This window comes from Anaerotruncus sp. 80 (assembly GCF_009936115.1).
Taxonomy (GTDB): domain Bacteria; phylum Bacillota; class Clostridia; order Peptostreptococcales; family Anaerovoracaceae; genus Senimuribacter; species Senimuribacter intestinalis.
In genome coordinates this window covers 1-23,140 of sequence record NZ_QWES01000001.1, presented here as the reverse complement: position 1 = coordinate 23,140, position 23,140 = coordinate 1, and the positions used below count along the sequence as shown (strand labels likewise).

The 23,140-nt window shown below is 43.8% G+C and carries 23 protein-coding genes; 19 read left to right on the top strand and 4 right to left on the bottom strand.

Annotated elements, in window-relative coordinates:
- Window positions 1–11: 11 nt before the first annotated feature.
- From glpK to D1155_RS00095, 5 genes are all read left to right on the top strand, one after another.
- On the top strand, window positions 12–1,502 hold the full coding sequence (glpK, locus tag D1155_RS00115; protein WP_160200382.1) for a glycerol kinase GlpK: 1,491 nt from the start codon (window positions 12–14) through the stop codon (window positions 1,500–1,502).
- Between the two features lie 32 nt (window positions 1,503–1,534).
- Complete coding sequence (locus D1155_RS00110; protein WP_160200381.1) at window positions 1,535–2,647, top strand: acyltransferase family protein; 1,113 nt, start codon at window positions 1,535–1,537, stop codon at window positions 2,645–2,647.
- A 9-nt stretch (window positions 2,648–2,656) separates the two neighbouring features.
- The gene (locus tag D1155_RS00105) at window positions 2,657–3,037 is read left to right on the top strand and encodes a DUF4190 domain-containing protein (RefSeq protein WP_160200380.1); all 381 of its coding nucleotides are present in this window, start codon (window positions 2,657–2,659) and stop codon (window positions 3,035–3,037) included.
- An 85-nt stretch (window positions 3,038–3,122) separates the two neighbouring features.
- On the top strand, window positions 3,123–4,088 hold the full coding sequence (locus D1155_RS00100) for a cation transporter (RefSeq protein WP_160200379.1): 966 nt from the start codon (window positions 3,123–3,125) through the stop codon (window positions 4,086–4,088).
- Between the two features lie 49 nt (window positions 4,089–4,137).
- The gene (locus D1155_RS00095; RefSeq protein WP_160200378.1) at window positions 4,138–5,115 is read left to right on the top strand and encodes an alpha-hydroxy-acid oxidizing protein; all 978 of its coding nucleotides are present in this window, start codon (window positions 4,138–4,140) and stop codon (window positions 5,113–5,115) included.
- A 58-nt stretch (window positions 5,116–5,173) separates the two neighbouring features.
- Here D1155_RS00095 and D1155_RS00090 read toward each other — a convergent pair whose 3' ends face one another.
- Window positions 5,174–6,085, bottom strand: a complete 912-nt coding sequence (locus D1155_RS00090; protein WP_160200377.1) for a D-2-hydroxyacid dehydrogenase — start codon at window positions 6,083–6,085, stop codon at window positions 5,174–5,176.
- Between the two features lie 123 nt (window positions 6,086–6,208).
- Between D1155_RS00090 and D1155_RS00085 the strand changes: the two genes are divergently transcribed.
- The 9 genes from D1155_RS00085 (at window position 6,209) to D1155_RS00045 (ending at window position 13,743) form a co-directional block, all read left to right on the top strand.
- Window positions 6,209–6,757 carry a manganese efflux pump MntP family protein gene (locus tag D1155_RS00085; protein ID WP_160200376.1) on the top strand — a complete coding sequence of 183 codons (549 nt, stop codon included), beginning with the start codon at window positions 6,209–6,211 and terminating at the stop codon, window positions 6,755–6,757.
- Window positions 6,758–6,769: 12 nt separating this feature from the next.
- Window positions 6,770–7,477: a ribonuclease PH gene (rph, locus tag D1155_RS00080; RefSeq protein ID WP_160200375.1), complete on the top strand. Its 708-nt coding sequence runs from the start codon at window positions 6,770–6,772 to the stop codon at window positions 7,475–7,477.
- A gap of 47 nt (window positions 7,478–7,524) precedes the next feature.
- Window positions 7,525–8,127 (top strand): XTP/dITP diphosphatase, encoded by a 603-nt coding sequence (locus D1155_RS00075; protein ID WP_160200374.1) that lies wholly within the window; start codon window positions 7,525–7,527, stop codon window positions 8,125–8,127.
- Window positions 8,128–8,955: a YihY/virulence factor BrkB family protein gene (locus D1155_RS00070; protein ID WP_160200373.1), complete on the top strand. Its 828-nt coding sequence runs from the start codon at window positions 8,128–8,130 to the stop codon at window positions 8,953–8,955.
- Window positions 8,952–9,665, top strand: a complete 714-nt coding sequence (locus D1155_RS00065) for a DUF1287 domain-containing protein (protein WP_160200372.1) — start codon at window positions 8,952–8,954, stop codon at window positions 9,663–9,665. Before D1155_RS00070 ends, D1155_RS00065 begins: the two co-directional genes overlap by 4 nt.
- Window positions 9,666–9,682: 17 nt before the next feature.
- Window positions 9,683–10,573, top strand: a complete 891-nt coding sequence (locus D1155_RS00060; protein ID WP_160200371.1) for a diacylglycerol kinase family protein — start codon at window positions 9,683–9,685, stop codon at window positions 10,571–10,573.
- Between the two features lie 10 nt (window positions 10,574–10,583).
- On the top strand, window positions 10,584–11,228 hold the full coding sequence (locus tag D1155_RS00055; protein WP_160200370.1) for a phosphatidic acid phosphatase: 645 nt from the start codon (window positions 10,584–10,586) through the stop codon (window positions 11,226–11,228).
- Between the two features lie 170 nt (window positions 11,229–11,398).
- Entirely contained in the window at window positions 11,399–12,583 is a 1,185-nt protein-coding gene (locus D1155_RS00050) for a G5 domain-containing protein (protein ID WP_160200369.1), read from the top strand.
- A gap of 26 nt (window positions 12,584–12,609) precedes the next feature.
- Window positions 12,610–13,743 carry an NlpC/P60 family protein gene (locus D1155_RS00045; protein WP_160200368.1) on the top strand — a complete coding sequence of 378 codons (1,134 nt, stop codon included), beginning with the start codon at window positions 12,610–12,612 and terminating at the stop codon, window positions 13,741–13,743.
- Between the two features lie 154 nt (window positions 13,744–13,897).
- Here the strand turns inward: D1155_RS00045 and D1155_RS00040 are convergent, their stop codons facing one another.
- The 3 genes from D1155_RS00040 to D1155_RS00030 all read right to left on the bottom strand — a co-directional run bounded on the left by D1155_RS00040 (window position 13,898) and on the right by D1155_RS00030 (window position 16,043).
- Window positions 13,898–14,341: a hypothetical protein gene (locus tag D1155_RS00040; RefSeq protein WP_160200367.1), complete on the bottom strand. Its 444-nt coding sequence runs from the start codon at window positions 14,339–14,341 to the stop codon at window positions 13,898–13,900.
- A gap of 4 nt (window positions 14,342–14,345) precedes the next feature.
- Complete coding sequence (locus D1155_RS00035) at window positions 14,346–14,543, bottom strand: helix-turn-helix transcriptional regulator (protein WP_160200366.1); 198 nt, start codon at window positions 14,541–14,543, stop codon at window positions 14,346–14,348.
- Between the two features lie 366 nt (window positions 14,544–14,909).
- A complete protein-coding gene (locus D1155_RS00030) occupies window positions 14,910–16,043 on the bottom strand; it encodes a 3-phosphoglycerate dehydrogenase (RefSeq protein ID WP_160200365.1) in 1,134 nt (377 codons plus the stop codon).
- 174 nt (window positions 16,044–16,217) lie between these two features.
- Between D1155_RS00030 and serC the strand changes: the two genes are divergently transcribed.
- From serC to uvrC, 5 genes are all read left to right on the top strand, one after another.
- Window positions 16,218–17,309 carry a 3-phosphoserine/phosphohydroxythreonine transaminase gene (gene serC / locus D1155_RS00025; protein WP_160200364.1) on the top strand — a complete coding sequence of 364 codons (1,092 nt, stop codon included), beginning with the start codon at window positions 16,218–16,220 and terminating at the stop codon, window positions 17,307–17,309.
- 363 nt (window positions 17,310–17,672) lie between these two features.
- Window positions 17,673–18,887: a cofactor-independent phosphoglycerate mutase gene (locus D1155_RS00020; RefSeq protein ID WP_160200363.1), complete on the top strand. Its 1,215-nt coding sequence runs from the start codon at window positions 17,673–17,675 to the stop codon at window positions 18,885–18,887.
- Window positions 18,888–19,024: 137 nt separating this feature from the next.
- Window positions 19,025–19,927, top strand: a complete 903-nt coding sequence (locus D1155_RS00015; protein WP_160200362.1) for a serine hydrolase — start codon at window positions 19,025–19,027, stop codon at window positions 19,925–19,927.
- Between the two features lie 6 nt (window positions 19,928–19,933).
- A complete protein-coding gene (locus D1155_RS00010; RefSeq protein ID WP_160200361.1) occupies window positions 19,934–21,250 on the top strand; it encodes a D-alanyl-D-alanine carboxypeptidase family protein in 1,317 nt (438 codons plus the stop codon).
- A gap of 1 nt (window position 21,251) precedes the next feature.
- Window positions 21,252–23,099: an excinuclease ABC subunit UvrC gene (gene uvrC, locus D1155_RS00005; RefSeq protein WP_160200360.1), complete on the top strand. Its 1,848-nt coding sequence runs from the start codon at window positions 21,252–21,254 to the stop codon at window positions 23,097–23,099.
- Window positions 23,100–23,140 lie beyond the last annotated feature (41 nt).

Here is a 23,140-nt window from a genome sequence, read left to right as displayed (position 1 = left end):
AGGAGAATGAGATGGAAAAATACATATTAGCAATGGATCAGGGGACAACCAGCTCCCGGTGCATTATTTATGATAAGAAAGGAAACCAGATCAGCGCTGCACAGAAAGAGTTTCGTCAGATTTATCCGAAAGAGGGATGGGTAGAGCACGATGCTGAAGAAATTTGGTCCAGCCAGATGACGGTTGCGCATGAAGCGATGCTGAAAGCGGGGCTCACTTATGAGAATATTGAAGCCATCGGTATTACCAACCAGAGAGAGACTACTGTGGTTTGGGACAAGCATACCGGTCAGCCTGTATATAATGCCATTGTGTGGCAGTGCAGGCGAACTGCCCAGTACTGCGATACCCTGATAGAAAGCGGGCTTTCCGATAAATTCAAGGAAAAGACAGGGCTCTTAATCGATGCCTATTTTAGCGGTACCAAACTGAAATGGATTTTGGAAAATGTGGCAGGCGCAAGGCAAAAGGCAGAAGAGGGGAATCTGCTCTTTGGGACCATTGAAACCTGGCTTATCTGGAAGATGACTGGCGGCGCAGTACATATCACAGATTACTCCAATGCAGCCAGAACTATGATGTTCAATATCCATACGCTGAAGTGGGATGAGGAAATCCTGGAAATATTGAACGTTCCTAAACAGATGCTGCCGGAACCAAGAACTTCAAGTCAGGTTTACGGGCAGACGCTGGACACCATCTTTGGTGGTCCTGTGAAAATCGCCGGCGCCGCAGGAGACCAGCAGGCGGCGCTGTTTGGGCAGACCTGTTTTGAAGAGGGCGAAGCCAAGAGTACCTATGGAACCGGATGTTTTCTTTTGATGAATACCGGGCAGAAACCAATCTTTTCTAAAAGCGGGATGCTTACGACAATCGCTTGGGGACTGGATGGAAAGGTCACTTATGCGCTGGAAGGGTCGGTATTTGTCTGTGGTGCGGCTATTCAGTGGCTTAGAGATGAACTGGAAATTTTGGAAAAGGCCAGTGAGTCAGAAAAAATGGCGCTGTCTGTAAAAGACTCAGCAGGCGTATTTGTCGTGCCTGCCTTTGTAGGACTGGGTGCCCCTTACTGGGATCCTTACGCAAGAGGTTCAATCTTTGGACTTACCAGAGGAGCAAATAAGCATCATTTGGTGCGTGCCACACTGGAGTCTTTGGCATATCAGTGTTATGATCTGCTCTTTGCTATGGAACAAGATATGGGACATGAGATGCGGGAGCTTCGCGTGGACGGAGGCGCCTCTGCCAACAATTTCCTCATGCAGTTTCAGGCAGATATGCTGGGAAAGCAGGTGATAAGACCTAAGTGCATTGAGACGACCTCTCTGGGAGCGGCGTATCTTGCGGGTCTTGCGGTGGGATACTGGAAAAGTACGCAGGATGTCCTGGAAAATTGGCAGAGCGACAGGAAATTTGTACCTTCTATGGAGGAGAAGACACAAGAAGAATTACTGCAGGGCTGGCATGAGGCGGTCAAACGCAGCCAGAACTGGGCTAAATAGATTGAAATTACAAACGAAGGAGATGTTTAGCAATGGGAGAAGTAAAGCAGAGAGATTATGTCTTTGACGCGTTCCGTGGTCTGTGTATGTGGTCTATTCCGATTTCACATTTTACCAGAATGGCGGGACATTTTAGTCAAGGCTCCTTAAGCGGAATTGTATACATAACCATCAACGTATTTGTCATGCAGGCTTTTATGTTTCTGTCAGGCTATTTTTCAAAGAAGCCAGACCGCAGCAGAGAAATCGCCTTTAAAGTTTTTCTGTGGCCGTACATTTTGAGCATTTTCTTTTTCTACGGCGTGCGGCTTTTGTTCTGGGGCAATGCAAATCTGTATTTTGATAGAGCGCCTTTTGCCATGTGGTTTATGGTGACGTTGTTTCTGTACAAAGTATTTCAGAAAAACTACATCAAAATTCCTCATTTCTTTGCCATGACTTTTGTGCTGTATCTGATAGCAGGCTGTCTGCCGTTTCTGACAGATTATCTGTCCCTCGGCAGAATTGTATCCTACTTCCCGTTCTTTTTCTTAGGATATTACTGCACACCCGAGCACATCGCAAAGATTAAGTGTCTGAAAAAATGGCAGTGTGCAGTGCTTGGCGTATTTTTAATCGGCGTATCGTGTCTTCTTGCATTCGGCGTGCCGCAGGTACCGGTAGGCTGGTATCTGATGAAAGACCCGGGCTCCTTTACAGGCGTATGCTGGTGGCTGGATATTCTGATGAGAGCAGTGCTCTTTATCATCGGCGCACTTTGGATTATTCTGATGTTCAACATTCTGCCGAGCAAGGATACATATCTTGCTTATGTGGGCAGAAATACTATGCCAGTATATATTTTGCATTTGGTAGTGCGCCAGTGGATGAAGAAGCATGGCGGCATCAGTTTAGGGATTTTTCCAATGCCGGAAGCAAGCAGCCTTTTGTATTATGTGATGGTATTCGGCTTTGCCTCTTTGTGCGTGGTAGTTTTTGCCTCAAAACCGGTATCAAAGGGCTACGACTGGGTTGTTGATACGACTTACGCTATCTTTATGTGGGTGGTAAATCACATCATTCTGCCGCCGTTTGCGTTCCTAGAAAAGGGACTAAAATCCTGGGGTATCAGTACGGCAGAGTGGATTGAAAAACAGAAAAAGTAGGAGTAGAATATGGATAATTTTAGAGAAGAAAATAAATGTGAAGAAACGCAAGTGAAAGAGGAAAAAAGCGGCGGAGCAACTATCGTCGATTTTAACTATGAAAAATATGCGGAAGTAGAGCGAAAGGCGACACACACTGATGCGACAGCGGCGCTTGTTATGGGAATTCTTTCCATGGTAATGGCATTATTTGCTGCGGTGATTGCGGTTGTTCTAGGGGTAATCGGTATTGTTTTTGGAATCAAGGGAAGAAACGATGCGGAGCGCCAGGGTATGGCAACAGCGGGGCTGGTACTGTCAATCCTAGGCACGATTTTATCGGTTTTGCGGATTATCGCCACCATATTCTTTATTACGTTTTATGCGGTGGATTTGTTGAATTACTTTTAAAGTAAATTTCCATCTGCTTGGTCTAAAAGGAATTTTAGATCGTAAATTAGTAACATTATATTTATAAAATTTGAGGAGAACAAGATTGATTTATTTAGAGTATCTTGCAGCAGCAGTTATCGTTGTTGTTTTATCAATTAAAGCATCGGATTACATCGACCTTTTGGATAAGAATACGAAGCTTTCCGGCGCATTTTTGGGTGGGATTATGCTTTCGGCGGTGACATCGTTGCCGGAACTTTTCACCAGTATTTCAGCGACAGTTCTGCTGGAAAGACCCGGACTTTGCATGGGTAATATTTTGGGCAGCGACCTTTTTAATCTGGGTGCTCTGGCATTTTTTATCCTGCTGTTTTCAAAGAACTTTGCGAAAGGAAAGGTGTCAAAGAGTTATCGCCATGTGACGGTGGTCGTGCTTGTGATTTATATTCTGATTACCCTCAATTTTGCCGGGATTTTACAGTTCAGGATTCTTCATCTGTCCATCACGTCGGTTTTGATTGCACTGATTTACGGATTGGGAGCCAAGTACCTTGCGGTGGCTGACGATGTAACCTCTGATGAGGCTGTACTGGATTATCATTCGGAGTCCAGCACTTCGCTTTCGGTAAAACAAATCGGTGTGAGGTTCTTCTTCGCGGCAGTGGGAATCATAGCTTTTAGTATTATTCTGACCTATTTGACCGATGAAATTTCCGTCAAATTAAATTTGGGTCAGGGCCTTGCGGGGGCGATTTTCCTCGGTGTAGCCACATCACTACCAGAAGTGACTTCCACCATTGCCCTGTTTAAGATGAAGAACTTTAATATCGCTGTAGGAAATATCATTGGCAGCAATCTCTTCAACTTCATCATTTTAGTTGTGGCAGATGTGCTGTCCATGGGCAGCGGCGTTTACGCAACTTTTGATCACCAGATTGAAAACCTGCTGATTTTTGGAGGCACAGCAACAATCCTATTCTGGGTGATGCTGCGCTTTAAAAAAGCTACAATCCAGACTGTTTGTGCCCTGGGCATGGTAGCAAGCTATCTGGGATTCTTGCTGATATAAATTACAGATGTAAATTGTAGATATAAATTGTGGAAAGGAGAACGCACTTATGGAAGGACATTGTAAGCTGTGCCCGCAGTGTAACGGCAGGGCATGTAAGAACCAAATTCCCGGTCCTGGAGCAAAGGGAATCGGCGATACGGCAATTAGAAATTACGATAAGTGGAAGGAAATTCGTATCAACATGGATACGTTGACCGAAAAAAGAGAAGTCAGCACAGCCTTTTCTCTCTTTGGAAAAACTTTTGCTGCGCCATTTTTTGCAGGTCCTGTCGGGGCAGTGAATATGCACTACGGCGACAAGTACAACGACTTGGAGTATAACAACATTCTGGTTCCTGCCTGTAAGGAAAGCGGCATTGCTGCTTTTACAGGAGACGGTATGGACCCGGAGGTGATGAAGGCTGCCAGCATTGCTATTAAAGAAGCAGGCGGTCTGGGTGTGCCGACAGTAAAGCCTTGGAACAAAGCCATGATTGCAGAAAAGATGGGGTTGGTGAAAGAATCTGGGGCCTTTGCGGTGGCTATGGATATTGACGCAGCAGGGCTTCCATTTCTAAAAAATTTCCAGCCTCCCGCAGGGAGCAAGTCTGTGGAAGAGATGAGAGAAATTATAGAAGAGGCAGGAATTCCTTTTATCGTCAAGGGCATTATGACGCCGAAAGCGGCACGCAAGGCAAAGGAAGCAGGCGCTTCTGCTATCATCGTTTCTAATCACGGCGGCAGAGTGCTGGATCAGTGCCCGGCGACGGCGGAAGTGCTGGAAGCCATTGCTGATGAAGTGGGCGGCACTATGAAAGTGCTGGTAGATGGCGGAATCCGAGACGGTGTAGATGTGTTTAAGGCGCTGGCTCTTGGCGCAGATGCAGTGCTTTTGGCAAGACCTTTTGTCAATGCAGTTTACCGCGGAGAAGGACAAGCCGTAAAGGACTATGTTGCAAAGGTGCAGGCGGAACTCGCTGACACCATGGCGATGTGCGGGGCGTATGCCTTGGATGAGATTTGTAAGGATATGATTTGGAGATAAGATAGTAAAAAGCGCTGGCGTTATAAAGCTGCCAGCGCTTTTAAAGTTTTCGATATAATTATACAATTCTGTTCAGTCTGCCGCCATCTAAGTAACTCTTCAGGTTGGCAGCGCAGATGTCGATGACTTTCTGTCTGGTCTCCTTTGGCATCCATGCGATGTGTGGGGTCAGAATACAGTTAGGCTGCCCAATGAGTGGGTGCGGCTCTTTCGGCGGTTCGCCGTCTATCACGTCTATGGCTGCCGCGGACAGTTTGCCAGAACGAAGTGCCGCCGCTAAATCTTCTTCGTTGATCAGTGCGCCGCGGGCGGTGTTAATCAGCACTGCGCCATCTTTCATTTCGGCAATCATTTTACTATTGACAAATCCTTTATTTTCAGCGGTCAAAGGACAGTGTAAAGTAACAAAATCAGATTTAAGAGCAGCCTCCTTGTTACGGCTGTAGACGTTGACAGTCATGCCAAAAGCTTCCGCAATGTGGGCAACCCGCTTTCCGATATTTCCGTAGCCGATGATACCAAGTGATTTGCCGTCTAAAAGAGTCAGCGGTTCTTTGATAAAGGTAAAATCGGGACTTTTGTACCACTGACCGGCTTGTACGGAACTGTCGTAGCTACCGACTCTGTTGGTCAGCTCCAAAATCAGCGCAAAGGTATGCTGTGCAACGGCATCTGTAGAATATGCAGGTACATGACATACAGCTATGCCAAGTTCTTTTGCGGCTTTGATATCAACATTGTCGTAACCCGTTGCGGTGACTCCGATAAATTTTAGCTTCGGACAGCTTTCCATAACTTCTCTGGTAATGAGACATTTGCTGACGAAGAAACCATCGCAGTCGCTGATGCGATTTACAATTTCTTCCGGAAAACTTCTGTCATAAGTGCAAAAAGTACCCAGCGCTTCGATTGGTGCCCAGGATAAATCTCCTGGATTTATAGAATATGCGTCTAAAATTGTTAATTTCATCGTATTGAAAACTCCTTGTTACATATTATAATTAATAGCTGTAAGTAGTATACCACATCAGGACTTGCGGGAAAACCCATAAAATGGTATACTATAAGGTAAAATTGGAAATTTGGAGAGAGTATGGGACTGATTGAGATTACTTTGATTGGCGTAGGTCTTGCCATGGACGCAGTGGCAGTATCTATATCTAACGCCATGATTTTTAAACCCCTTAGAAAAACTGATTACATAGCCATGATTTTGGCATTTGGCATATTTCAGGGGATTATGCCGCTGCTTGGGTACTATGCGGGATCTGTCTTTGCCAGATGGATTACCAAATATAGCGGAATCGTGATTTTTCTCATCTTAGGCGCCATTGGCGGCAATATGGTTCGGGAAAGTTTTCGGAGCGAGCCGTCCAAAGTGTATGATGAAAAAAGACTGACTGCAGGAATTTTGTTTTTTCAGGCAGTGGCGACCAGCATTGACGCCTTTGCAGTAGGAGTAGGTTTTTGCGCAGCCAGTGTAGCAATTTTGCCAACGGTAAGCCTTATTGCATCTATTACGGGTGTGCTGGTCTTTGGAGCAATCTTAGTAGGGAAGAAATTTGGAAATATTTTTGAGAGTAAGGCGGGTCTTTTAGGCGGTGTGATTCTGGTAATCATCGGAATTAAGGGCTTATTATAAAGGAGAAAAAGTATGAGAACAGATAGAGCATTTGATGTGACAAGAGAAGTAAAAGTAACTGACCATTATCTGATGAGTCCACAGGGTTCAGTTTTGATAGAGATGGGAAATACCAAGGTGATTTGTACTGCCAGTGTCGAGGAATCGACGGCAAAACACCTTGTGGGAACAGGAAAAGGTTGGGTGACAGCGGAGTACGCCATGCTGCCTGGCTCGACCGGAACAAGAAAAAAGAGAGAAAAGGGAAAGGCGGACGGCAGATCTGTGGAGATTCAGCGTTTAATCGGAAGGTCTCTTCGCTCTGTTGTGGATATGGAAAAGCTGGGAGAGAGAACCATTTGGATTGACTGCGATGTCATTCAGGCAGACGGCGGCACCAGAACAGCGTCCATTACAGGAGGCTATATTGCAATGGTACAAGCTATGCAGTGGATGAAGGAGCAGGGGTTGATTGAGGAAATTCCTGTCAGCGCTGCAGTTTCTGCCATCAGCGTGGGTATTGTGGATGGTGAGTGTATTTTAGACCTTTGCTATGAGGAGGATTCTCATGCTCAGGTGGATATGAACGTGATTATGACCGACAAGGGCGAGTTCATCGAAGTGCAGGGAACCGGCGAAGATGCGCCATTTACGAAAGTGCAGCTTCTTGAACTTCTTGATTTGGCAACTAAGGGCTGTAGCCAGCTACACCAGATACAAAAAGAAATCTTAAACAGATAAGCTTCCAGGAAGCGAAACATGCGTAAATTAAAAGAAAGGACAAAATCATGGAAACCATTATTGCTGCTTCCAGAAATCAGCACAAAATCATGGAAATTGAAGCAATTACTAAGAAATTTGGTATGAACATCGTTTCGAGAGATGAGGCGGGCATTCCCAAATTTGAAATTGAAGAGGATGGAGAGACCTTTGAGGAAAACTCCTTTAAAAAAGCAAATGAAATTATGAAAGTTTGCGGTAAAATTACCATTGCAGATGATTCAGGACTGATGGTGGATTATCTTGGCGGTGCACCGGGTGTCTATTCTGCTAGATTTGCAGGTGAGGATGGAAACGACACTAAGAATAATGAGAAACTGCTGATGCTTTTAGAGGGTGTTTCCTATAAGGAAAGAAGGGCGAAGTTTGTATCGGTTATTACGATGGTCTATCCAGATGGCACACAACTGGCAGCTCGCGGTGAGTGCGAAGGTCACATCATTGATGCGCCAGTAGGTGAAAACGGATTTGGCTATGATCCCCTCTTTGTTCCTGACGGATATCAGAGAACTTTTGCGCAGCTTTCAGCGGAGGAAAAAAATCAAATCAGTCACAGAGCGAAGGCGCTTAAGCAGCTTGAAAAGCTGCTTGAAGAAAGGGAGAATATATAGTTGTTAAAAAATAGATGGATCAAGATGATTCTTCTTGGAATCAAGCAGTTTAGCGATCCTTATTATCAGGGCTTTGCAGCACAGATGTCTTTTTATATTATGCTGTCTTTGGTGCCGACCATTATCGTTTTGTCGCAGCTTCTCGGTATTTTGGACATTTCACTGGATTTTCTGGATGAATGGATAGGAGAATACGTTGCGCCGGGTATGGGTGACACTTTGCGGGGGCTGCTAAATTATAAACCTGCGACTACAGCTAATATTGTGCTGGTGATTATGGCTCTGTGGGCATCTTCCAGGGCTCAGTTTTCCATGATGAGAATTACCAATTATACCTATTCAGACGGTAGAACAACTGGGAGTTTTTGGGGCGAGAGGTTTCGTGCAGTGAAAACTATGGCGCTGACGGTATTTACTCTTGCTTTTGTCGCCATTATTCTGGTATATGGGAAACTGATTTTACAGCTGTTCCTCGGAAAACTTGTTGAAGGAACCATAATTGATACCTTATGGACCTGGCTTAGATGGCCTCTTGCGTGGGTTCTGTACTTTCTGATGGTTTCGTATAATTATTACGTTCTGCCAAGCGAAAAACTGCCGTTTCGGGAGATCCTTCCAGGAAGTATTTTGGGCGCGGTGGGCATGCTGGTTGTAACCATCGTGTACTCCTATTATGCAGACTACACGGTTAACTACGACATTATTTATGGTTCCCTGGCGAGCATGGTAGCTTTGTTGTTTTGGTTTTACTTTTTATCTTGGGTGCTTTGTCTTGGAATTCTGTTTAATAAAGTATGGAAGGACACAAAAGGAGGAACGGCACAATGAGACAAAGAAAATATCAGATAAAAGCGAGATTCTATGTATTTCTGTCATTGTTTCTGGCGGTTGCTCTAGGCGTGACTGCTTATGTGCTGTTTTCGCAGGACGAAATAGATTTAGCGCCTTCTAAGGAGATAGAGCAGGGATTTATGATTACTATGGCGGCAAGGGCTTACATCAGCAATGAAGAACTGCGATATGAAGATACTTATTTTGCCGGCGGCTATCCGCCTGATGATATCGGTGTTTGTACGGATGTGGTCTGGAAGGCGTTTGAGGGTATTGATGTATCCATTAAAGATTTGGTTGACGCAGATACTTACTACTATCCAAAGGCTTATGTAGACGTTATATCTATCAGAGATACCAATATTGACTTTCGTTTGGTTCCGCAGCTGGAACGGTTCTTCGAACGAAACTCCAAAGTGCTGAGTACAGATGTGGATAATCTGATTGTTTGGCAGGCGGGGGATATTGTGACCTTTGAATCCAGTCATGTAGCGATTGTATCCCCGTTTCGAAATCTTTGGGGAAGAAGTTATGTGATTCAACATGGGAAGGATCCTGCGGCAGAGGAAGATCGTCTCTTTGCAGCAGACGGTATGAAGGTCTCAGGGCATTTTCGCTGGGACGAAAATGCAGTAAAGAAGATTTTATGGAATTGGCCGATTGAGGAACAGGAGGAAGCTAAGCTGTATATTGATATAGAAAGATAGAAAGGAACACGGGATTGATGAAAAAGGTATTAGTGATTTTGAATCCTTGCGCAGGAACAAAACAGGCAAACAAACATTTTGTAGAGATAATTGATATTTTTTGTAGGGCAGGTTTTGAGACGGTAGTAAAGACGACTGCGGCAAGAGGTGACGGCACGGAGATTGTAAAAGGACAAGCGGCTGATTTTGATTTAATCGTGTGCATTGGTGGCGATGGAACATTCAATGAGGTAATAGATGGGCTGCTGCTGTCGGGAGCAGACAAGCCTATTGGATATATTCCAGCTGGTAGCACCAATGATTTTGCAAACAGCCTTCACTTATCAAAAGATATTTTGCAGGCGGCAAGAGACATCGTGTCAGGCGAGGAACGAGCACTTGATATCGGCAGTTTTAATGGGAGATATTTCTCCTATGTTGCATCATTTGGTGCGTTTACCAAAGCTTCCTACGAAGCGCCGCAAAGTATCAAAAATGCGCTGGGACATTTAGCATATATTTTGGAAGGAATTAAGGATATTCCATCCATTAAGCCTCTCAGGTTGTGGCTGAAAATGGAGCAGGGCATCTATGGGGGTGATTATCTCTTTGGTGCAATTTGTAATTCCACTTCTGTGGGAGGTCTTTTAACTCTTGCAGATGATTTGGTGGATATGAATGATGGTCTGTTCGAGGTACTTCTCATTAAGGCGCCGTCTAACATTTTAGAACTAAATCAGATTTTGTTAGCACTGACTACACAGAATTACAGTTCGCCAATGCTGTCCTTTTTCAGCAGCGGTAAGCTGGAAATTACTGCGGACAAAGATATGCCTTGGACACTGGACGGGGAATATCAGGAAGGCTGTGAGACTATTGAGATTAAGAACATACAAGGCGCCATTCGGTTGATTGTGCCGAGGAGGTAAGAGGGTTGCTATGAAAAGAGGGTTTGTGATTAAGGAATACGGTCATGTGCTGCTAATTTTGTATGTGCCAGTTTATTTGGTTGGATTTTTTCTAATGGAGCAGTGTGTGCCGGAGACGGCGGACTATTGGGTGTCCTACTGCTTTCTAGATGATTTGATACCATTTAATGAATGGTTTATTATACCTTACTGCCTGTGGTATCCGCTTTTGTTTGTGACGGGATTTTGGCTTTTATTGCGTGATGTGCAGGGTTTTAAGCTGTACATGTATTGCATTATTATCGGCTTTACTGCAAGTATTATATTTTGTCTGATTTTTCCTAATGGACAGGATTTGCGGCCGGAGACTTTTCCTCGGGAAAATCTTCTGACGCAGGTAGTTCGGCTGATTTATGAAGCGGATACGAATACAAATGTGATGCCCAGCGTTCATGCAGAGGGTGCTATTTTTGCAGCTATGGGAATTTGTACCACAAAGTCGATTGAATCTATGTCGGTAAAGGTAACAGCAGCTGTGATTGCAGGACTGATTTGTATGGCCACCTGCTTTGTGAAACAGCACTCGATTTTAGATGTGTGTGCAGCAATCGTACTATGCGTGATTATTTATTCTGTTTTGAGAATAAATATGAAATACAAAACTGTAAATTCTTAAGAAATATTAAGAAATATTAAATCGCCATAAACGTTTAAATTTAAACGTTTATGGCGATTTTTGTTTGTGAAAATTGTGTGAAAAAACCGTATAAAACTTGACTTTTTGATGCATATAAAGTAGGATAATAGCTGTGAGACAATTGAAAAACATGAAAAGGAAATAGTATTATGTCAAATCATTCTATGACGAGAGTCAATACTAAAATCAAAAGGGTGTTTAAAGCAACTGCCTCAGTTCTATTGATTATGTCCATGATGTTCACGGTTGTATTTGGTTTTACTGGTACGGCTCATGCGGCAGATCAGTTTGAAACCGAGTTATGGGCGGTCGTAATTGGAGATGAAGAAGTATTATATGTGGATTCTGAAGAATCTGCCAATCAGGTAATAGAGGGGTTATCGAATTATTACCTGTCCAAGGGCTCCAATGTACTGGAAGTACAGTTTGACCCTATCATTGAAATCAAGAAAATTACAGCCTACATTGATGAAGAGTTTTCGGCATTCAGCAGCAATGCCAGAACAATAGATGTGGAGGAAGCCATTGCTAAACTCAGCGAAGGTAAGGTGGAATATTACGTTTATAAGACAGAGGAAGGGGATACGCTGAAATCCATTGCAAAAGAAAAGGGAATTTCTGCGAAGAAGCTGGCGTCTTTGAACTTTGGTGAGTATGACACCGATGAGACTATCAAAGAGGGCACGTATATGGTACTGTATTCAGAGGTTCCATATGTAGAAGTAACGACGGTGGAAGAAATTATATCTACGAAGTCAATTGACTATAACACTGTTTATAAGAAGACAAGTTCTTTGACCAAGGGAACACAGAAGGTGAAGACCAAGGGCGTTAAAGGCAAGCAAGCAGTGACGGAAAAAATCACCAAGGTAAATGGCGAGGAAACAAATAGTGAGTTGATTTCTAAGCAAACTATCAAGAAACCAGTGGACAAGGTTGTACTGAAGGGTACGGGTTCTGTTACGGCAAAAGCTGGCAAGACTTTTGATTTTGTCGAAGGTTCTGAGGTTGTAGAATATGCGAAGCAGTTTGTTGGGAATCCTTATCGTTACGGTGGGACTAGCTTGACAAACGGAGCTGATTGTTCTGGATTTGTATATGCTGTGTATAAGCACTTTGGCATTGATTTGCCACGGACTGGGCAGTCTGGTGTTGGAAAAGCAGTTTCTTATAAAAACGCAAAGAAGGGCGATATCCTGATTTATTCCGGGCACGTTGCTATCTATGCAGGAAACGGCAAAGCAGTTCACGCAGTAAATGAAAGACTGGGAATCAGAGTTACCAGTGCAACTTACACAGGTCCGATTATTGGCGTAAGACGCATTCTTGACTAAGAGCAAGAGAAGGATTAAAGAGAATCATGAGCTTAATAGAACGAATTAAATCAAAAAAATATTTGATTGCAGGGATAGTTATCCTTGCAATCGCTGTTTCAGCCGCATTTTGCGCATCCACAATTAAAGCTAATGCCAGCGAAGATTACTGGGATGTAAAGATTGGCGAAAACACAGTTGCGGTGCTTACATCTGAATCAGCAGCAAAGCAGGTAATTCGTGCGGTGAAGAACCACTATGTGCAAGAGGGGGCTATTGTAAAAGCCATCGAATGCACACCGGAAATGACTGTAGAGATGAAGGCTTACAAGGTTTCAGAAAAACCAGCAGTATCTGACGTGGATGAGGCGGTAGACTATATTCTTTCCGGAACAAAAGAAAAACTGACGTATACTGTAAAGAGCGGCGACAGCCTCTGGAGTATTGCGCAGAACTATGACTTCACAGTGGAAGAGGTCATGGAAATGAACCAGGACAATGACTTTTCTACGATGTATCCGGGAGATGAGATTCGGCTCTATGAGATGAAGCCGATGGTAGACGTTTTCGTAACGCAGGAAATTACTTCGGAAAAAAAGATTAAGTTTAGAACTGTCAAAGAAACTTCTTCAGAAGTTTTAAAGAATACAACGGTTGTAAAGCAGGAAGGCACCTATGGTAAGAAAAAGGTTACCGAACTGGTGACTTCCAAAAATGGCATTGTTACAGAGACCGAGGAAATCAACTCGGAAGTGATTAAAAAACCGAAAAAACGGATTGTTGTAAAGGGAACCGGTGTGCTTGCTGCACCGACTGGTGGTAAAACTTATCAGGGAAATGGTTCTGCAATTGCAAATTATGCGCTTCGCTTTGTGGGTACACCGTATGTGTACGGCGGCAGCAGTCTGACGCAAGGTGCAGATTGCTCAGGCTTTGTTCTTGCGGTCTATAAGCATTTTGGAATTACCATGGCGCATGATGCTGGTGCAATGAGAAACTACGGAAAGGAAGTTTCTCTCAGCGCGGCGATGCCGGGAGACTTGGTCTGCTATTACGGGCATGTAGCGATTTATATCGGCGGCGGGCAAGTTGTCCATGCGGTCAACGAAGGCATGGGTGTTGCGGTAACCGGCGTAAGCTATACAGGACCAGTTATCTGTGTGAGAAGAATTGTAGAATAAATTAAATACGCAAAAATGCAATATGAGGCAGATTCTTAGGAATCTGCCTCTCTACTTTTTAAAAGCCCATGACTGGAACGTTTTCCTGCGTTCTGCTGACATGGATTTGTATCATACAACATAAGAAAGAGACTGGGTTCGACACAATAGGACATTACATCTTCTTTTCAAGGATTTTGTATGCAACGAGAAATATAATCAGTTCCACATACACGCCTGCAAGAATCAGCATGGATGGCAGGATATGGTTCAGTGCAGTGAGTACAAAGATGAGAACTGCAGAGAAAAGAACAGAACCAAAGGCAGCCCAGGACATGGCATAGCGGGTAATCTGCACATTTCTCTCGTCGTTTCGCTCTATTTCACGCTGTTTCCTCTTTTCGGCAGAGCCAAAGTGGCAGCGAAGGGTATTCAAGACACCGATGGCAAGAAAAGCACTGCCCATGCCGGTGAACATACCTGCCAGCATCTGCAGATGATGTACATCCTCTGGGGTAATATAGGAATACCAAATCCCAAAGGCGATAGCAACGACACCGGCAATGATTAAAATAAGATTGAACACGGGATTATCTTTCCCCAATATTTTACACAGCATAGTTTTATTCCTCCTCATAAATAAAGATATCTTCGATAGACAGCTTAAAGTATCTGGCGATTTTAAATGCAAGCAGTATAGAGGGATTATATTTCCCGTTTTCCAGTGAACTGATAGTTTGGCGAGAAACTTCCAATGCCTTTGCCAGTTCATCCTGCTTGATCCCCTTAGTCGTACGAATTTCTTCTAGACGATTTTTCATATAGTAACTCCTTTTGAATCCGCATGTAAAGCTAGCTTTACATAGAGTATACGATATTGAGAAGGATATGTCAAGTAAACTTTACAATTTTTCTCCGCCGTGAAAAAAATCACTGTAATTCCTTCAAAATATTTAAGAAGGGCAGGTATGGATCTGCCTGGGGAAAGGTTTCAAAGATTGCTAAAAGACATTGGCAATGACAGCACTGACCAGAGAGATGTCATAGACGCGGCTTGGCATATCATCTTTGTTTCCAACTTGGATGATGCTGAATATTCTATTTTTCTTACTCAAAATAATCCTCCTTATAAAATAGCCCGGTCTGATGACCGGGCTGAAGTATATCTTCATAATGAATTTTGCGAATTAGATAACTCTGATTTTGATTACCCCTTCAGCAGAAGGAACATTTGCAACAGCTTCGGCTACATTAGCCAGTACGTAGCCGTATGCGCCGCGAACATTGCCGGAAATTGCAGTAACTTTATAGTTTGCAAGTAAATCAGAGGCCAGCTTCAGCGGATTTTCAACGCCCTTGGTTGCAATGGCAACTCTGCAAGCACACGCTTTTGCACCTAAGTTTACAGCAGGGAAGTTTACTGAGTTTACAATATTTCCATTTTCGATATAATCCATGGTCTGTTCTACCGCCATGGTTGCACAGTTGTCTTCTGCTTCAGCAGTAGATGCGCCAAGGTGAGGCAGACAGATAATATTTTCCTTGTTCAGTACACCGTCTGTTGGGAAGTCGGTCACATATTTGCCGAGCTTTCCTGCTTCTAAAGCAGTCAGCAGGTTAGCTTCGTTTACTAGCTTATCTCTGGAGAAGTTGAGCAGGATTGCACCGTCCTTCATCAGTGCGAACAGTTCGCTGTTGAACATGCCTTTTGTAGAATCCATAGCAGGAACATGGATGGATATGTAATCACACAGAGGGAGTAGATCTTTGACATCTTCTTTAACTTCTATGCAGGAGCACAAATTGTGCGCTGCTTTCACGCTGAAATATGGGTCGTAGCCAATTGCTTTCATGCCTAAATCAGCGGCGGCGTTAGCAACCAGCACGCCGATAGCGCCAAGACCTACAACTCCGAGAGTTTTTCCCTTTATTTCAGTTCCTGCAAACTGACTCTTTCCTTTTTCAACTGCTTTACCTACATTTTCGGTCAGGGTCCCCGCCCATGCGATGCCTGCAGGAATATTTCTGGCAGCAAGGAACAATCCGCCTAGCACCAGTTCTTTTACAGCGTTGGCATTAGCACCTGGCGTGTTGAAGACAACGATACCTGCGTCAGCGCATTTATCAAGGGGAATGTTATTGACACCCGCACCTGCTCTTGCAATGGATAAAAGACTTTCAGGCAGCTGCATCTCGTGCATGTCCTGACTTCTTACCAGAATACCGTTTGCCTCAGAAATATCGTCAGAGACTGTATATTTATCAGAAAGGTGGGCAAGTCCCACGGGGGATATTTTATTTAAGGTTCCAATTTTGTACATGTAAAAGTACCTCCTAATGTATTTTCTAATTTAGAAAAATTATAACACCTTACCGCTTTACTTTCAAGGATTAAAGTGTTATAATAAGAAAATATTCGTTCTTATGTGGGCTAAGTGCAAATTTTGCTTTTGGCTGCGTAAGATAAATTCAAAAAACTAATGGAGGGCGACGAAATGACAAAACCAAATCGTGTATTTAACTTTTCCGCTGGTCCATCGATGTTACCACTTTCTGTCATCGAGGATGCAGCAGCTAACTTGGCTGATTATAAAGGTTGCGGCCAGTCAGTAATGGAAATGAGTCACCGTTCAAAAGAGTTTGGAAAGATCATCGAAGATGCAGAAGCTAACTTAAGAGAAATCATGAATATCCCTGATAACTACAAAGTTATGTTTTTACAAGGTGGAGGAACTCTTCAATTTGCAATGGTGCCATTAAACCTGCTTAGAGCCTCTAAAAAGGCTGACTACGTAGTAACAGGATCCTGGGCAAAGAAAGCATACCAGGAAGCTTGTAAATATGGGGATATTCGCGTAATTGCAAGTTCAGAAGAAGATACTTATACATATATTCCGAAATTCTCGAAAGACGATATCAGACCGGATGCAGATTATGTCTATGTCTGCTACAATAATACTATCTACGGAACGCACTTTAATGAGGTGCCTGATACAGGCGATATTCCGCTAGTAGCCGATATGTCCAGCTGTATTTTGAGTGAAGAAATTGATGTCAGCAAGTTTGGACTGATTTTTGCCGGCGCACAGAAGAATGTGGCGCCTGCAGGCGTAACTATCGTCATCGCCAGAGAGGACCTGCTGGGATTTGCAGATAAGAAAGTGCCGACTTATTTGGACTACAAGATTCATGCGGATAAGGATTCCATGTATAATACACCGCCATGCTTCCCGATTTATATTGCAGGTGAAGTGTTCAAGCTGATCAAAGAGATGGGCGGAGTGCCGGCAATGCACGCGGCGGATGTTGCCAAAGCAGAGAAGCTTTATAACTATATCGACAGTAGCGCCTTGTTCAAAGGTCCTGTAGCGAAGGAAGACCGCTCCCTGATGAACGTGGTATTTGTAACAGGTGATGCAGAACTGGATAAGAAGTTTGTTGCGCAGGCCAAGGAAGAAGGCATGGTAAACCTGAACGGTCACAGAACTGTAGGCGGTATGAGAGCCAGCATTTATAATGCGATGCCGATGGAAGGTGTTGATAAGCTCATCGCATTTATGAAGAAGTTCGAAGAAGAAAACAAATAAAGTATGCAGAAGGAACTGTTTCAAAATTAGTTTTGCTTCTTTTGCACCATTTTCCTTAAAAATACCGAAAATGGTGCATTTTTTAGAATGTAAAACCGACATTCTGCATCATTTATGGTGAAATAGAGGCTTATGGTGCGGATTTTCTTGAATGGGCTTTAAAATGAACCATAATTCTGGATTGAAATGGAATATTATGGAGAATTCGATTCCGGATTTGATGTTTACAGTTTCCAGATGAAAGCGAATTAGCAGTAATTATAGGTTTTTGTGCACCATTGTTCTCGTTTTCGGATAAAATGGTGCAAGTATCGTTTCTATTTTGAGACAGTCTTTTGCGTTAAAAATAAAAGGAGTAAATCGATGAAATATTTAATTTTGGTTCCCGATGGGGCAGGCGATGAAAATATTGAGCAACTGGGCGGAAAGACGCCGCTGGAAGTTGCCAATATGCCTTTTATCGACGGACTTGCGGCAAAGGGAGAAATCGGCATGGTAAGAACCGTGCCACCCGGTATTGCACCAGGTAGCGATGCCGCCAATCTTGCGGTAATGGGTTATGATCCTACGATCTATTTGACCGGTCGCTCACCACTAGAAGCTGCCAGCATCGGTATTGAGATGTCTGATACTGATGTAGCATACAGAGCGAATATCATTACGCTTTCCGGCGAAGGCGCTTATGAGGATTTAATCATCAAAGATCACAGCTCGGGCGATATCACTACAGCAGAAGCAGATCAGTTGATTCAGGCGGTAAATGAGGCTTTTGCTGATGATGAAAAACTGTTTTATACCGGAACCAGCTATCGGCACTGTCTGATTGTACATAACGGTGAAACTGGCTTTGATCTGACACCTCCTCATGATGTGCTGGATCAGAAGGTAGGAGATTATCTGCCGAAAGGTGTAGGCAGCGAGTTTTTGACAGAGATGATGAGAAAAAGCTACGAGATATTAAAGGATCATCCAGTCAACAAGGCACGCATCGAAAAAGGACTGAACCCGGCTAACTCTTTGTGGATTTGGGGTCAGGGCAAGAAACCGCAGCTCTCTTCTTTCTACGATAAATATCAGATTACAGGGACTGCTATCAGCGCAGTAGATTTGATTAAAGGCATTGCAATCTGTGCAGGTCTTGACTCTGTTGATGTAGCGGGGGCGACTGGAACGCTCCACACTAACTTCGCTGGAAAGGCAGAAGCCGCTATCAGAGAATTTAGAGACGGCAAGGATTTTGTCTATGTCCATCTGGAAGGTCCTGATGAATGCGGACACCAGGGGGATATGGAAGGAAAAATTCAGTGTCTTTCCGACATCGATAGTAAAGTGCTGAAGCCGATTGTGGCGGCTCTTCGTGCTGATGGTAAGGATTTCAAAGTACTGGAGGTTCCTGACCATAGAACGCCTCTTGCAATCAGAACCCATTCATCTACGCCGGTGCCATACGTAATTTACGACAGCAGAAATGAAAAAACGGAAGACAGCAGTCGTCAGTTTAACGAAAAGGCAGGCATCGCAGCAGGTACTTATTTTGAAAACGGATTTGAGCTTGCGGATTATTTCTTTAAAAATTAAAAATTCTATCGAAGCAGTCAGCGGTGGGAAATTCCTGTCGCTGATTTTTTTATAGAGAAAGGCAAGTTCGCTATTCAAAAACGCATGGATTCATGTTAGAATAAATTTAGAGATAAAGATTTTAATAAGGTGGGTATATGATGGAGACTCAAAAAAATCACTTATGGAGAAATAAGGCACGAAAGGCGGCGGCGGTGCTGCTTTCTTTTTCTTTGCTTTTTACAGCGGTAGGTACAGGCAGTGCTGTTTACGCCGCGGAAAAACCGGAAAGACCCGAGATCAGCGCAAAGAGCGGCATTGTCATTGACGGAGAAACTGGCACTACTATTTATTCTAAAAATCCTCACATCAGACGGGACCCCTTGAGCACCACCAAACTTTTGACCTGTATGGTGGCACTGGAGCATTTATCGCCGAAGGATACGGTGACCGTAACAAAATGGGCGGCAAACACCGGCGGCTCGACAGCCTATTTAAAGGCCGGAGAAAAGGTAAAAGTCAAAGACTTGATTTATGCGGCTCTTTTGCCATCGGGCAATGATGCGGCTGTGGCACTGGCTCATGGTGTATCTGGATCTAAGGCTAAGTTTGCAGTGCTTATGAATCAGAAGGCAAAGGAACTGGGCTGTGTGGACAGTCACTTTTCAAACCCCCATGGATGGAAAGCAAAAGATCACTACGCTTCCGCATATGATATGGCAAAGATTGCAAAGGCTGCCATGGAGGTAGATTTAATTAGAACAGCATGCAGCACGGAAATGTATAAAATGTCGAAAACCAATAAACATAAAGCGAGATACATATCTACGACTAATTATTTGGTTGCGGGAAAGAAATACCCGAAGTCTGGAGTTTTTGCAGGAAAGACCGGCACCTGGGATGGCAAAAATGCGTCACTGGTTTCAGCCTGTCAGCGGAAAGGAAAACTGGTCTACGCAGTAGTGCTGAAAGATACTACTGGCGGAAGATACACATCGACCAATAGAATTTTGAATTACAGCTACAAAAAACTGACATGGCAGGCTGAGAAAGAGAATTGATAAACTATGAGTAATGCATTGAAGAAAACATTATCTATACTGATTGTCATGATACTGCTGTTTTTTGCAGAAGCGCATGCCTTTGGCGCACAGGTGGAAAAACCGGATGTGACGGCAGGAGGCGCTATTGTATATTGCCAGAATACAGGAGAAGTTGTTTATTCTAAGAATATGAACAAAAAAATTGCTCCGTATAGTGTAACCAAGCTGATGACGGTGCTTCTCGCAGTGCAGAATCTGCCTTTAGACAAAGAAGTAACTATTTCTCACGCGGCGGCTTCCCAAAAAGAGGCTTCCATGAATTTAAAAGCAGGAGAGGTTTTAACCGTAAAAGATTTGATTTACGGCGCGCTGCTGCCGTCGGGCAATGATGCTGCTTATGCTCTTGGCGAGGCAGTATCTGGAAACATGAAGGATTTTGTTAAGCTGATGAATAAGACGGCTGTAAACATCGGCTGCGAAAACACCCAGTTTAAGAATCCAAATGGTATGAAGCAAAAAGGTCATCACACTTCAGCCTACGACATGATGCTGATAACTAAGACCGCATTGTCTAACGATGTTATCAGAAAGGCGGCAGGAAGTACTTCCTACACTGTAAAAAAGACCAATAAGAGCAAGGAACGAAACCTGAAGACGCATCTCAGTTTTTTAAAAGATAAGGATTCAGGCGTTTATGGTGGAAAGACAGGCTATTGGGATGCCAACAACTGCAGTATCGCTTTGGGCTACCAGAATGACGGACTGGAACTTTTTATTGTAGTGCTGGGAGATACGGCAGAAGAACGGACCAATGATGTAGAAAAACTGATTCGTTATGCCTGTGCTAAGGTAGAGGGTGTAAAGGTTATTGGCAAGGACAAAGAAAAAGGCAAGGTAAGAATCAAACACGGAGAAAAGACCAGTGTGGAGGCTTACACTGCAGAAACAGGTTATGCTTATTTGCCGAAAGAGGCGTCTAAGTCATTGGTTGCGACGCAGACTGTTATGCGCAGTGATATAGAAGCACCGGTTAAATCTGGAACTGTTGCAGGTAAGCTGGAAATCTATGTGGGTGATGAACTTGTTAATGAGGTCGACTTAATTATCAAAGAAGATATTGAAACTGGCTGGTTCACTTCTTATCTGGGTATTTCCAATTTGGCGGCAGTTTTAATCGGCATTTTTATCGTTGTGGCAGCTGTAGCTTATGTCTGGATTTCTGCGGCAAGAGCTAGGGCACGCCGTCGCAAGAGAAGACTGCGCCAGCAGAAGGTGATGGAAATCGCTTTAGAGGAAATGCGAAGAGAACAGGAACATAAGGAAAGAGATTGGCGGTTCTGACATGTTTGATATCAAAGAGAATTTAAAAAAGCTCCCGGATTGTCCGGGAGTTTATATGCATAAGGATAAACTGGGTCAGGTTATTTATGTTGGAAAGGCGATTTCTCTGAGAAATCGCGTCAGACAGTACTTTCAGAGTGCGGCAAAGACCAACCCCAAGGTACGGGCGCTGGTTTCTCATATTGCAGAATTTGAATACATTACCTGTAGTACGGAGATGGAAGCGCTGATTTTAGAGTGTAATTTAATCAAGAAGTATATGCCCAAATACAATGTGCTGTTGCGAGATGACAAGACCTATCCTTATATAAAGGTGACCACGACAGAGGATTTCCCCAGAGTTGTAAAGACGCGAATCATCGCAAAGGACGGCAATAAGTATTTTGGTCCCTATAGTGATGCAGGTGCAGTGAATCAGATCGTTGAGCTGCTCTCCAATATTTACTCGCTGAAAAGATGCAGCGCCAGAGAGTTTCCTGCAAGTCACAGACCTTGTTTGAATTTTCATATCAATCAGTGTCGTGGTGTCTGTGCAGGAAAGATCAGCCAAGCAGAATATAGGCAGCAGATTGACAAGGTGCTTGAGTTTCTCGGTGGAAAAGAAAAGCCGCTGCTTCGCAGTCTTTCGGAGAAAATGCAGGAGGCTTCGGAGAAATTGGAGTTTGAAGAAGCCGCCAAATATAGAGACTATATCTTATCTATTGAGGCAATTTCCGAAACGCAGCGCGTTACCATGGTTCATGATAAGGATTTGGATGTGGTGCTGCCAGTCAAAGACCAGGAGAATTCTTTTATCGTACTGTTTACTGTCCGTGACGGTAAACTTTCCGGCAGAGAAAACTTTCAGATTCAAACTGGGGAAAACGATGCGAGAAGTGAAATGGTAATGGAATTTATCAAGCAGTATTACAGTCAGTGGGCTGTTGTGCCGCCGGAGATATTGGTAGAAGAGGAACCTGCTGACAAGGAACTTCTGGAAGAATTTTTGAGCAGGGATGGCAGAAAAGTACGGATTTTTGTGCCGCAGAAAGGGGAGAAGCGGGCACTTCTGAAAATGGCACAGAGCGATTGTATCGAAATGACTAAGACACTTTCACAGAAGGCAAAGCTCAACGAAGAAAAGCAGACGGCAGTACGGCAGCAGGTAGCAGATGTGATGCGGCAGGCAGGCTATATTCCGGAAGAAAAGAAGGCATATCGGATTGAGTCCTATGATATTTCCAACACTAACGGCGTGGATTCTGCCGGAGCAATGGTGGTCTTTGAAGGAACGAAACAGATTCGCAGGGATTACCGAAGGTTTAAGATAAAAACCATTGAAGGCCCTAATGATTACGGCAGTCTTCAGGAAATGATTTATAGAAGATTTAAGCGAGCGAAAGCAGGAGATCCGGCATTTGCAAAGCTTCCTGATGCAATTTTTATGGACGGCGGACAGGGACAGGTCACTGCAGCGAGAAAAGTACTCTTTGCGCTGGGGCTTGATATTCCGGTGGTGGGTATGGCAAAAGATGACAGCCACAGAACCAGAGCGATTGTTTTTGAAGACGGAAGAGAGATGGAACTTCGGGAAAGACCTATTCTGTTTAAATATGCAGGAACTATTCAGGAAGAGGTGCACCGTTTCGCGATTGACTATCACAGAAGTCTGAGAAATAAAAATGCGATTCGCTCTGTCCTCGATAATATCAGTGGTGTAGGGCCGACCAGGCGCAATGCGCTTTTGAATCATTTTGAGTCCATCGACAATATCAAAAAAGCCTCCTTGGAACAGCTTTCAGAGGTTCCCGGCATCACAGAAACAATCGCAAAGAACATAAAAGAATATTTTAGTGTCAACCGTAATTGAAAAAGTCCAAAAATAAGTGCAATATTAGCACCAAAAAGCAA